The 11,306-nt window shown below is 67.2% G+C and carries 8 protein-coding genes and 1 pseudogene; 5 read left to right on the forward strand and 4 right to left on the reverse strand.

Translation table 11 applies throughout. The features are described 5' to 3' along the window. Positions 1–146 precede the first annotated feature (146 nt). From ABZV31_RS35470 to ABZV31_RS35480, 3 genes are all read right to left on the reverse strand, one after another. Complete coding sequence (locus ABZV31_RS35470; RefSeq protein ID WP_355900969.1) at positions 147–1,007, reverse strand: 2OG-Fe dioxygenase family protein; 861 nt, start codon at positions 1,005–1,007, stop codon at positions 147–149. Between the two features lie 132 nt (positions 1,008–1,139). Beyond that, on the reverse strand, positions 1,140–2,183 hold the full coding sequence (locus ABZV31_RS35475) for an ATP-grasp domain-containing protein (protein ID WP_355900970.1): 1,044 nt from the start codon (positions 2,181–2,183) through the stop codon (positions 1,140–1,142). A gap of 298 nt (positions 2,184–2,481) precedes the next feature. Beyond that, the gene (locus ABZV31_RS35480) at positions 2,482–3,789 is read right to left on the reverse strand and encodes an MFS transporter (protein WP_355900971.1); all 1,308 of its coding nucleotides are present in this window, start codon (positions 3,787–3,789) and stop codon (positions 2,482–2,484) included. Positions 3,790–4,080: 291 nt separating this feature from the next. Between ABZV31_RS35480 and argC the strand changes: the two genes are divergently transcribed. From argC to ABZV31_RS35505, 5 genes and pseudogenes are all read left to right on the forward strand, one after another. Beyond that, on the forward strand, positions 4,081–5,109 hold the full coding sequence (gene argC, locus ABZV31_RS35485) for an N-acetyl-gamma-glutamyl-phosphate reductase (RefSeq protein WP_355900972.1): 1,029 nt from the start codon (positions 4,081–4,083) through the stop codon (positions 5,107–5,109). Between the two features lie 136 nt (positions 5,110–5,245). Continuing rightward, positions 5,246–5,809 (forward strand): adenylyl-sulfate kinase, encoded by a 564-nt coding sequence (cysC, locus tag ABZV31_RS35490; RefSeq protein WP_355900973.1) that lies wholly within the window; start codon positions 5,246–5,248, stop codon positions 5,807–5,809. Continuing rightward, positions 5,806–6,768 carry a sulfate adenylyltransferase subunit CysD gene (cysD, locus tag ABZV31_RS35495; protein WP_355900974.1) on the forward strand — a complete coding sequence of 321 codons (963 nt, stop codon included), beginning with the start codon at positions 5,806–5,808 and terminating at the stop codon, positions 6,766–6,768. Before cysC ends, cysD begins: the two co-directional genes overlap by 4 nt. A gap of 2 nt (positions 6,769–6,770) precedes the next feature. After that, a pseudogene (locus tag ABZV31_RS35500) lies at positions 6,771–8,106 on the forward strand (GTP-binding protein). A gap of 1,021 nt (positions 8,107–9,127) precedes the next feature. Further along, complete coding sequence (locus ABZV31_RS35505) at positions 9,128–9,799, forward strand: ParB N-terminal domain-containing protein (RefSeq protein WP_355900976.1); 672 nt, start codon at positions 9,128–9,130, stop codon at positions 9,797–9,799. Positions 9,800–10,168: 369 nt separating this feature from the next. On the opposite strand, the gene ABZV31_RS35510 is transcribed toward ABZV31_RS35505, so the two are convergent. Further along, complete coding sequence (locus ABZV31_RS35510) at positions 10,169–10,717, reverse strand: DUF1062 domain-containing protein (protein ID WP_355900975.1); 549 nt, start codon at positions 10,715–10,717, stop codon at positions 10,169–10,171. Positions 10,718–11,306 lie beyond the last annotated feature (589 nt).

An 11,306-nucleotide genomic window follows, 5' to 3' on the forward strand; every position in this document is an offset into this window, starting at 1 on the left:
CCCCGAGCGGACGATGATCGGCCTCTACCTGGGCAACCGCCGGGTCCGGCCAAGCGGCCGGTTGGTTCTCTATCACCTCGGAGAGGTGACGCTGCGGATCGATGGCGTGACCGACCCGCCCACACCGCCCGGATCACCCGCGGCGTTCAACTCCACCGCTGTTCCGCCCGGCCGCTTGAAGGAGCCGGGTGCCTGGCGGGGCGGAGCAGCGACAGCGGTCCTCGCCCGACTGCCGGGCCCAGGTCCGAGGATCTCCGTCCGCTCCGCCCCGCTCCACGTGTTCCCCGGCGCCGGCCGGGTGTACCTGCCTCAGGAGCGCTTCTTCGTGAGCAGAACTCCAGGAAGAACATGTCGCGGTACCCCTTTGGAGTCGCCGGGGCCACCCGTACCGGAGATACGGAATGCAGACCCGTGCGGTCGTCCAGGAATATGTAGTCTCCGGGGTCGCTCAGGGTGTGGGTCAGTACCGGTGACTCGGCGTTGTCGTAGAGCGTGCTGACCCCGCCGGTGATGTCCTTCCGTGCGATCAGCATCATGACGATGTGCTCGACACCGTCCCGGTGGATTCCCTCCGGGGTCGGATTCCCGGCTTCCTTCTCGGTGGCGACGATGCGGTGCTGATGGATGTTGATCCGACGGACAGGAGCCACAGGTTCACCGTCGGGCGTGATCTCTGCGATGCGTGCGACGAAATGGGCCAGTATCCGCCGGAACACGGAAGTGTCCAGCAGAGCCTGGTTGATCGGCTCGAAGCGGCGGACGATGCCGCCGTTCAGACGGTTTATCTCCTTGCTCTGGAGGAAACCGTTCTGGTCGACCGACGCGACGGTGCCGTCGGCGACGGTGTATGAAATCACGGAGTGCTTACGGCGACGATAAGTGCCGCCGTCTCCCATGTACGGGTCCAGCGGCAGGTCCTCCCAGAACTGGCTGAACTTGTCCCAGTCGCTGCTGTCCCGTAGCAGGTCGTTACGCGCATTGCCGAGCGTGAACTTCAGCCCATCCATTCTCTCGGTCTCCTCCGGTCAGGGGCAGAAATGCGAGCTGCCGCGTTGTTGGGACACTACGGGCATGCGGGTGCGTTGCGCGTCCGTGACAGATTTATCGCCGGGACGCATCGCGTTGACCTTTCGGGCGTTTCATACGACGTGCCATTCGCCGACTGTGCTCAGGACGTTCGCCGCGCGAGCGCGCAACTCACTTACGGAATCGGCGTTGATCGCGAAACGGAGAAAGTAGTTCTCCTTCTCCAGGTCGGTCACCTGGTAGCCGTCGACGACCACCGCCTTGATGACGCCCGGGAGTTCACACAGGTCGTCCTCCGTGGCGCTGATCTCCACCCGGCCGAGCTCTTCAGCTTCCACGTCGACCCACCCGATGATCGTCCGGTCGCGAAGCGGGCCCAGCCGTTCCAGTGTGAACTCGCCCAGCGCCATGGAGACGATCGCCTCCACCGGGTCGATCCCGCTGATCTCCTGTATCGCCGTCGGATACATGCCGCCACCGAAACGGGGATTGATCTCCACCAGCTCCGTCCGGCCGTTCTCGTCGGCCCGGCCCTCGACGTGCAGCCAGAGTTGGTCGAGGCGGAGGTCGGCGCAGAGCGCGTTGAGCATCTCGGTCAGGAGGGGCACACCGGCACGCACGTGATCCTGCTGCGGGGGATGGACCCGAAGCCCCGCGTCGTGGTGCCTGACGTCGTCGTGGTCGGGCTTCTCGACCGCCAGGACCGGATGGAAGCGGCCGTCCACGATGGGTCCGTCCACGGAGAACTCGACACCGGGCAGATACTCCTCGATGATCATTTCCGTGTCGCCGAAGCCGCGCTCCGCCAGGTGGCGCTCGTAGGCGAGGAGCTCGGCCGGGCCGTCCACCCGGCGAACCAACCGCGAGGCCGTGGATTCACGCGAGGGCTTGACGATGGCGGGGAAGAAATCCACCTCCGCCGGGTTGTCGCAGAAGCCGATGGAGGACAGCCCAAGGCCTCGCATACGCTCTCGGACCAGCGTCTTGCTGGCCAGCACATCGAGGCCGACGCCGGCGCCCGGAAGGCCGTAGTGCGCGGCCAGGCCGCCCTGCCAGGGGAGCAACGGTTCGATCAGGTTGACGACGGCGATGGGGACGATGTCGCGCTCGTCGAGCCGGGCGATGAGCGTGGGCAGGTCCTCGCTGTCCCAGTCCACCACGACATGGTCATCGCATGTGTCGCGGTGGCGAGTGTCCGGAATCTCGGATATCAGTACCGACCGAAGTCCGCGGACTCGCAGCTGATCGGCAGCAGGGGCCACCGCGCCGGCATTCCATTTGGAGAGGATGAGTACGGATTTCACGGAGGGACCTCCAGATCTCACATCCAGGTCTGGCATCAAGAAATACGGGTCAGCATCAAAAATGGCAGGTCTGGGGTCGCATCGTGGTAATCGAGAGGCTCAACCGCAGGAGAGTCAGGTCAACACGCTCGTGAATGCGTTTGTCGCGAACTCACCTGACGTCGGTGCGGTCGCACTGTTCTGCCGGCTCGTCGGCGGCCGCGGTGTCGGCTGCCGAGGTCGGCAGCGGAACCTTCCTCGTGCCCACGGTCCGGACGCCGGAGAACAGCGCCCCGAGGAACGCCAGGGCGCCGACCGCCGCCGACACCCACAGGGCGCGGTGCAGGCCGATGCTCGAGGCGAGCGCACCGGAGCACAGCGATCCGACGGGAAGCGTGCCCCACATGACGAACCGGATCGTGGCGGTCATGCGGCCCATGAGCGGTCGCGGGGTGATGCTCTGACGCAGGCTGACCTGGTTCACGTTGAAGAGCACCACGCCGAACGACTGCAGGAACAGGCCGCAGGCGATGACCACTTCGGGGGTTGCGGCGGGCGCGGCGGGGGTGAAGAGAGGGCCGGCGCCGTTGAGGAGTGCACCCAGCACGATGCTCGGTCCGGTGCCCAGGCGCTGTGACAACCTGCGGGCCACGACGGCCCCCAGGACGACGCCGAGAGACCCGATCGCCATCACGGTGCCCAGTTTGGCGGCGGAGAAGCCCAGTTCACGCACCGTGTAGGTGGTGAAAATGGCTGCGACCATGCCGTAGGAGAAGTTGAGGAGCCCCCCGACCCCGGCCAGCGGGGCCAGCAGGCGGTGGCGACGTACGAAGGTCAGCCCCTCGCCGACCTCCTTCCACAGCACCGACCAGGTCGTCCGGTTGCCGTCCGTCGCCACCGGCTTCTCCCGCTCGGCAGGAATGCGCGACACCATGAACGCGGAGAACAGGAAGGACAGAGCATCGGCGCCCAGCGCGACCGGGGCCTTCAACGCCGAGATCAGCCAGCCGCCCGCGCTGGGGCCGATCAACTGCGACGCGGACCGCGCCAGCTCCAACTGGGCGTTGCCTTCTGTCAGTTGACCGGCCTCGACGACGTCCGGCAGATACGACTGGTAGGCGACGTCGAAGAACACGGTGGCGACACCCTGCCCGAACGCGACCACATAGAGCTGGCCGAGGGTGAGCATGTCCAGCGCGTAGGCCAGCGGGACGGTGAACAGCAGCAGCCCGCGGAAGAGGTCGGTGCTGATCAGGACGGGCCTTCGGGGCATCCGGTCGACCCACACCCCGGCAGGCAGACCGATCAGCAGGAAAGGCACGATCTGCGCGGCGGTGAGCACACTGACTTCGAACACACTGGCGTGCAGCACCTGGAGGGCGGCGAGCGGCAGCGCCAGGAAGCCGATCTGGCTGCCTATCTGACTGACGCCCTGCGCGGCCCGCAGCCGCCGAAAGTCGGGGTTCTGAGTGACCCTCATCTGGTCCGTCTCTCTCTCGGTGACGTGATGGCAGCGCTGGAAACGCCGCACTGAACTTCACGACGCATATGGGCCGATCTCAAGATTGGCACGCACAGTGCTCACGTCGGGTAATCGAGGTGCTTAGTCGCGCGACAGGAATCTAAGTCGGACGCCTCCTCGAGGATGTGTTCGTCGCGGACGCGAGTGAGGCGCACGGGTTCGTAGTTTTCTTCGCATGGGTCGTCTGTTCGGACCGGAAGGAGCCGTGGTGATGCGTCGGCGTATTGCAGCGAGGGGGATGCGGTCGTGATGCGGGTGGCGGTGGCCGGTGCGGCCGGTTATATCGGCGGGGAGTTGCTGCGACTGCTGCTGGGACATCCCGAGGTCGAGGTGGTGGGTGCAATCTCGTCCCGTTTCCCGGGGAAACGGGTCGATGGTGTGCATCCGAATCTGCGGTCCGCCACCGATCTGACGTTCTGTTCGGCAGACGAGGTCGGAGAGTGCGACGCGGTGTTCCTGGCGCTGCCGCACCGGGTGGCGATGACCCAGATCGATCACTGGACGCAGCGGTCCAAGCTCGTCTTCGACCTGACCGGGGACTTCCGCCTCGATGACACCGAAGTCTTCAGACGTTACTACGGCGAGGAGCACCAGGCCCCGCATCTGCTGGGCGATTTCGTGCCCGGCCTTCCCGAACTGCACCGCGACCGTCTGCGCACCGCGGACCTGATCAGTGTTCCCGGTTGCATGGCCATGGCCGGCGTACTCGCCCTGTACCCCCTGGTGGCCCGGGATCTGATCGATCTGGAGCAAGGGGCTCAGTTCGACGCCCGTACCGGTTCCAGCGGCTCGGGGGCCACGGCCGGCCCGGCCAACCTGCACGCCGAACGCAGCGGTTCCATGCGCGTGTTCGCGCCCACCGGGCACCGCCACGAAGCCGAGATCTCGCGGCATCTGGGCCTGTCGGCCGCGATGACCGCCACCGGCGTCGAAGCGGTCCGTGGGGTCCAGACCATCTGCCACGCCACGCTGCGCCCCGGCGTGGACAAGCAGACCGTGCGCCGGGCCTTTCGCGAGCAGTACTCCGAGGAACCCTTCGTCCGGGTCGTCGCGCACCAACGCGGCACCTTCCGCTACCCCGACCCGAAGATCCTCCTGGGCTCCAACTACTGCGACGTCGGCTACGCGGTCGACGAGGACAGCGGTCGCCTGACCACGATTGCCGCCCTGGACAACCTGGTTAAGGGGGGCGCCGGCAACGCCCTGCAGTGCCTCAACATCCGCATGGGCCGGCCCGAGAACCTCGGCCTGACCTTCCCCGGTCTCCACCCCCTGTGAACCCCGGCCGACTGGAGAGATCGTGACCACCCATCCGCTGACCGTTGTCACGAGTACGCACGGGGACCGGCATTACAGTGCGCATCTCCGGTGCGGGGGCGCCCACCCAGAGCTCACGCGAAAGCGAGATCCGCACATGAGCGAACCGAATGGCACACCAGCCGAGTGGCAGGGCGGCACGGTCTGGCTGACCGGCCTGCCGAGCGCGGGCAAGACCACCATCGCGGTGGGTCTCGCCGAGCGACTGCGCGCCGGTGGACACCGGGTCCAGGTGCTCGACGGTGACGAGGTCCGTGCCGCGCTCTCCGCGGAACTGGGATTCTCGAAGGAGGACAGGGACACCAACGTGCGGCGGATCGGCTACGTGGCCGGGCTGCTCGCCGAGCACGGCGTCACGGTGCTGGTGCCGGTCATCGCCCCCTACGCGCTGTCCCGCGCCGCGGTCCGCGACCTGCACGCGGCGCGCGGCGTCCCCTACATCGAGGTGCATGTGGCGACCCCGGTGGAGATCTGCGCCGACCGGGACGTCAAGAGCCTCTACGCCAGGCAGGCGGCAGGTGAACTCAGCGGTCTCACCGGCGCGGACGACCCCTATGAGGCGCCGGTCGATCCCGATCTGCGGGTCCACACACAGCACCAGACGGTCGACGAGTCGGTCCGCCAGGTGCGCGCGCTGCTCACGGCACGGGGTCTGTCATGACCGCCCCGGCGCGGGTCGTGCCGGCCGGCCGTCCCGGACGCATCGGCCCGCGAGTGGAACCGGTGCCCCCGCTGACGCACCTCGAAACGCTGGAGGCCGAGGCGGCCCACATCTTCCGCGAGGTGGCGGGGGAGTTCGACCGGTCGACGCTGCTGTTCTCCGGTGGCAAGGACTCGATCGTCATGCTGCACGTGGCGCTCAAGGCGTTCGCCCCGGCGCCACTGCCGTTCTCCCTGTTGCACGTGGACACCGGCCACAACTTCCCCGAGGTGATCGCCTACCGCGACCGGATCGTCGAGAAGCACGGCCTCCGGCTCGACGTGGCGTCCGTGCAGTCGTACATCGACGACGGAACGCTCCGCGAGCGGCCGGATGGCACCCGCAATCCGCTCCAGACCCTTCCCCTGCTGGACGCCATCCGCGACGGCCGCTTCGGTGCCGTGTTCGGCGGCGGCCGGCGCGACGAGGAGAAGGCACGCGCCAAGGAACGGGTGTTCAGCCTGCGGGACGAGTTCGGTGCCTGGGAACCGCGTCGGCAGCGGCCCGAACTGTGGCAGCTCTACAACGGTCACCACCAGCCCGGCGAGCACTTCCGCGTCTTCCCGCTGTCCAACTGGACCGAGCTGGACGTCTGGCAGTACATCGAGCACGAGGGCATCGAACTGCCGGGGATCTACTTCGCGCACTGGCGCAAGGTGTTCCAGCGCGACGGCATGTGGCTGGCGCCCGGCGACTGGGGCGGCCCCCGGGACGACGAGTCCCTGTCCGAGCGCCGGGTCCGGTACCGCACGGTCGGTGACATGTCCTGCACCGGCGCGATCGACTCGTCCGCCTCGACGGTGGGCGAGGTGATCGCGGAGATCGCCGCGAGCCGTGTGACCGAGCGCGGCGCGAGCAGGGCCGACGACCGGCTGTCCGAGGCAGCCATGGAGGACCGCAAGCGAGAAGGGTACTTCTAGATATGTCAACAGGCGTCGCGGAAGCGGAAGATCAGACGTGCTCCACCGGCCGGCTCTCGGGTGGCCTGTTGCGGCTGGCCACCTGCGGGTCGGTCGACGACGGCAAGTCCACCTTGGTCGGACGGCTGCTCTACGACACCAAGTCCGTCCTCGCCGACCAGGCGACGGCCATCGAGGAGGTGTCCCGCAGACGGGGTCAGGACGGCCCCGACCTGGCTCTGCTCACCGACGGCCTGCGGGCGGAACGGGAACAGGGCATCACCATCGACGTGGCCTACCGCTACTTCGCGACGCCCGCGCGCCGGTTCATCCTCGCGGACACCCCCGGTCATGTGCAGTACACGCGCAACATGGCCACCGGCGCCTCCACCGCCGACCTGGCGGTGGTCCTGGTCGACGCGCGCAACGGCGTGGTCGCGCAGACGATGCGACACGGCGCGATCGCGGCACTGCTGCGGGTGCCGCACGTCGTACTGGCGGTCAACAAGATGGACACCGTCGGCTACCAGGAGTCCGCCTTCACCGCGATCGCGGACGAGTTCGCCCATCGGGCGCGCGAGTTGGGGATCGCGGACGTCACCGCCATCCCGATGTCCGCGCTGTCCGGCGACAACGTGGTCGAACCGTCGACCAGGATGGACTGGTACGACGGCGACACACTGCTGTCCCATCTGGAGAACGTGCCGGTCGGAGCGGATCCGGTCGTGCAAGCCGCTGCGCCTGCCGGTGCAGTACGTGATCCGGCACCCCTCGGAGCACCGGCAGGTGGTGGAGCGCTGGCCGGCCGGACAACTCGCCTCCGGCGTCCTCAAGGTCGGCGACCGCGTCGTCGTACAACCGTCCGGGGAGACCAGCACGGTCGTCGGCCTCAGCGTGCTCGGCAAGGAGACCGACAGCGTGCGGGCACCGCAGTCGGTGGCCGTTCGACTCGCCGACGAGATCGACATCTCCCGGGGCGACATGCTGACCGCGGGCCCTGCTCCACAGTTGCTGCGGCACATCACCGCCAACGTGTGCCACCTGCACGATCGCCCGCTGCGGGCGCGACAGCGTGTGCTGCTCAAGCTCACCACCCGGACGGTCCAGGCGATGGTGGAGCGGATCGACTACGGCATGGACGTCACCGACGCCCGTCGGCTGCCCTGCGAGGACGGTCTCTCCGTCAACGACATCGGCGGCGTACAGATTCGCACCGCCGAGCCGCTCGCCGTCGACGACTACCCGGAGAACAGACGAACCGGCTCGTTCCTGCTCATCGACCCGCAGGACGGGGCGACGCTCGCCGCGGGGATGGTCGACGCGGGAACTCAAGCAGGCTGGGCACTGGCCGGATACTGACGCCGCGTTGTCGTATCGAGTGCGAAGCCAATTACTGTCGTGGGCCGGAGAAAAATTCGACAGCAGGCACAGCCGGGGACATCTTCGGCGTTGCGTTTGCATGCCTGTCGGCGCCTGCCGGCTCAACTGCTGGAACTGTTCAAGGCCCCAGCCGACCGTCGTAAGGGTGCCCGTACGCTGTCGAACGTCGTTTTCAGCCCTACTTGAGGTGTGCCTGCCACATCTCAAAGAAGATCAGTATTCTGCTCGATACCGGTCTGGTGCTGCCGAATCGGGGGAGATACACGGCATGTTCGAGTCGACTGATCTTGTTGCCCGGAGAGGGTGCTTCGCTGCCGCTCGATCGTTTCGCACAGTGTTCGGACGGCTGACTGACGCTGCGTCGGCGGCGCCCGGCACGGGAGAGACAGCTCGATGACGCAGTGGCCCTGGTGGCTCGAACGTCGTGCACGGATGGGCTCCGCCAGGTCCGGCAGGGGCGACATGCTCGGCGCGCGCCGACTGCGGAGGGCGCGCGGTGACCCGTACACAATGCACCCGGGCGAGGGGCTGGTGCATCCGGCCCGGGTCAATTCGGGATGAACTTCCTGATGACCGAGCCCGGACAAGGCCTGGTCACTGCGTGACGCTCGACGTGCGCCGCAGGGGCGAACTCGCTATCTACTGGTGACGTGCGCCATCTCACTCGGCGACCCCGGCTCAGTGCTGTCTTCCACTGCCGACTACCGCACGGGTCGCCGCCCAATATGCCCCCGACCAGCCGCCCTTGTCCCCGCGAGCCGGGAGCGGGCGGCCCCGGCCACTGCCGCGTTCGGCTCGGGCACAGGTGCGCCTTTGCTCAACGCGTTGTCCAGTCCCACTGGCGCGGACCTGCCCGGTCCGCGCATACGAGGCCGCAGATCCCGGAGGCCGCAACCACCTGAGAAGCGGAGACCTTGCGCAGCGATGTGCCGGAGGAAAAGACGCAGAGGTGTCGAACCAAGAGGAAGCCGACAGCGGACGCCACTACGGCGAGGAGTGGGTGCCGATCGCATCCCTGCTTCCGTCGGATTCGCCGAGACTGGCCGGTGAGAGCGCTGAACACATCCAGGTCCTGGCTCTGTCCGAGACGGTACTGCCGCCGATAGTCGTGCACTTGCCGACCCGACGCGTGATAGACGGAATGCACCGGTTGCGCGCGGCCAGACTCCGCGGCCAGCGCGAGATCCTGGTCCGGTTCTACGACGGTGACGACGAAGACGCGTTCATCGTCGCGGTGGAGACGAACATCGCGCACGGGCTGCCGTTGTCACAGGCCGACCGGACCGCGGCGGCGGCCCGGATCATTCACACGCGTCCACGATGGTCGGACCGAAAGGTCGCTTCGGTGACCGGTCTGTCGGCGACCACCGTCGGGGCCATCCGCCGGCGCTCGGCCGAAGGCTCCGGACGGGCGGACGTGACGGCTCGGGTGGGACGGGACGGCAGGGTCCGTCCGCTGGATGCCACCGCGGGCAGACTTCGGGCGGGCGACCTGATGACGCAGCGGCCCGAGGCCCCCATCCGCGAGATCGCCGTGGCCGCGGGGGTTTCCCCGGCCACGGCACTGGACGTCCGCCGTCGGCTCCGCAACGGCGAACACCTGGTCCCGGCGCGCCAGAACCCTGCCCGTCCGGCTCGTTGTCGCCCGCCGCCGTACGCCGGCCGAGATTGAGCCGGACGACAACGGCAACCAGTTATCCGAAGATCCCCCCACCAGCAGCACGCGTGATGCGTCCTGGCGAATGACTTGTCGCGGACGCGCATTCATCAGCCTTCCGGGGCCTGTCCGGGATGGCGTCCCACCAGGTGGTGTAGCCGATCAACGGCCCGGAATGCGCAGGCCACCGCCGCATCGATGCGGCTCGAGGTCGCCCGTGGCGCTGACGGCAGTCAGCCGGGCGCGATGCGGGAGCCGTGTCGCCGCGGCGTAGCTGGTGCGCGGCTTACCGGAATGCGTCGAGCAAGGTCGCCTACACCACGAGGCGGGACACGACCCTGTCCGGCGGATCTTGCCGGACAGGCCTCTGGTCTCAAGGAGGGCTCAGCGCTTGAGCGTGAAGGTGAAGTCGCCGGAGAGCTTGCCGCTCAGCCGGACTGCCGAAACGAGTTTCCCGTCCGTGATCAGTTTCTCGACCTCGGCCCGTGAAAGACCGCAGCCTTCAGCGATCAGTCGCACCGGCCGGACGGGGATCCGCGCCGCGAAGCGGACCGAGACGTCGATCGCCTCGCGGTTCAGGTGATCCGATCCGCCGGTGTCGAGACGCCAGGCGTCGTCCCAGTCGAGTAAGATGTGATTGCGGCGCCTCACGACCGGGTCCTGGAGCAGTTCAGCCGCCAGGTCGGGGTCGTTCTCATGCAGTCGGTCCATCAACTCGGGTCGTATGGAGCGCACATTCATCCGCTCCATGACCGTGAGCTTTGTGGTCTCCCCGCAAGCGGTACAGAGCGCGAGGAGCCAGACGTCGATGAGTTTGTGGTTGGCGTTGACGCGAAATTTACCGCTTGTCCGGAAGCTGTCGGACGCGCACACGTGGCAACGACGGCGAATGAGCGGCAGACAGACAGGTTCGACTACCCAGTTTTCGAGCACAGAGGTACACCTGTTTCAGTGAGAAGCCCGCAGCAACAAAGAGCGCGAAGCAAATGCGCGACGCGCGACGAATTAGCGCTAGGGAGGTCTCACAAGGTGTACAACGGCATGTCCTTGGCTAGACGACTTGGCTCGGCAGCATGGTAGTAATACACGGCGACACTGCTCCACTGATTTTTCGGACATCTCACCGCCAGGTTCTGTATATCGATCGGCGTGTCATCACCGTGATATCGGGGCGACTTGCGCCGGCCGTGCCGGCAAGTACGACAGACGCTACGGACGGACCCTCACTCTGCGCGTCCGCGACAGGTTCAACCGCCAGGACGCATCGCGTTGACTTTTCTCCGCTGCGGCTGCGCATCGCGCTTACCCGTCTCCGGGGCCCACCCGTGCCACTCTCGGCTGGAGCCCGAACACCTGTCGCGATAGAGCAATGCCCAAGACCTGTGGATCGAGTTCGGGGAGCACGCGAAGGGCGTACCTTCCCGAGTTATTGAGGCGGAACGGTTGAGTTGCCTGCTCGTTGGCAGGGTGTGATCGAGGTTGGGGACGCGCGTCGGCTGCCGCCCGCCGCGCGGGAGGTGGT

It is taken from the genome of Streptomyces sp. NPDC005202 (assembly GCF_040608235.1).
GTDB lineage: Bacteria > Actinomycetota > Actinomycetes > Streptomycetales > Streptomycetaceae > Streptomyces.

What these genes read in the sequence shown, in the direction of transcription:
- cysC (WP_355900973.1), top strand. Translation starts at nt 5,246, where the DNA reads ATGAGCGAACCGAATGGCACACCAGCCGAGTGGCAGGGCGGCACGGTC.
- ABZV31_RS35480 (WP_355900971.1), bottom strand. Translation starts at nt 3,789, where the DNA reads ATGAGGGTCACTCAGAACCCCGACTTTCGGCGGCTGCGGGCCGCGCAG.
- argC (WP_355900972.1), top strand. Translation starts at nt 4,081, where the DNA reads ATGCGGGTGGCGGTGGCCGGTGCGGCCGGTTATATCGGCGGGGAGTTG.
- cysD (WP_355900974.1), top strand. Translation starts at nt 5,806, where the DNA reads ATGACCGCCCCGGCGCGGGTCGTGCCGGCCGGCCGTCCCGGACGCATC.
- ABZV31_RS35470 (WP_355900969.1), bottom strand. Translation starts at nt 1,007, where the DNA reads ATGGATGGGCTGAAGTTCACGCTCGGCAATGCGCGTAACGACCTGCTA.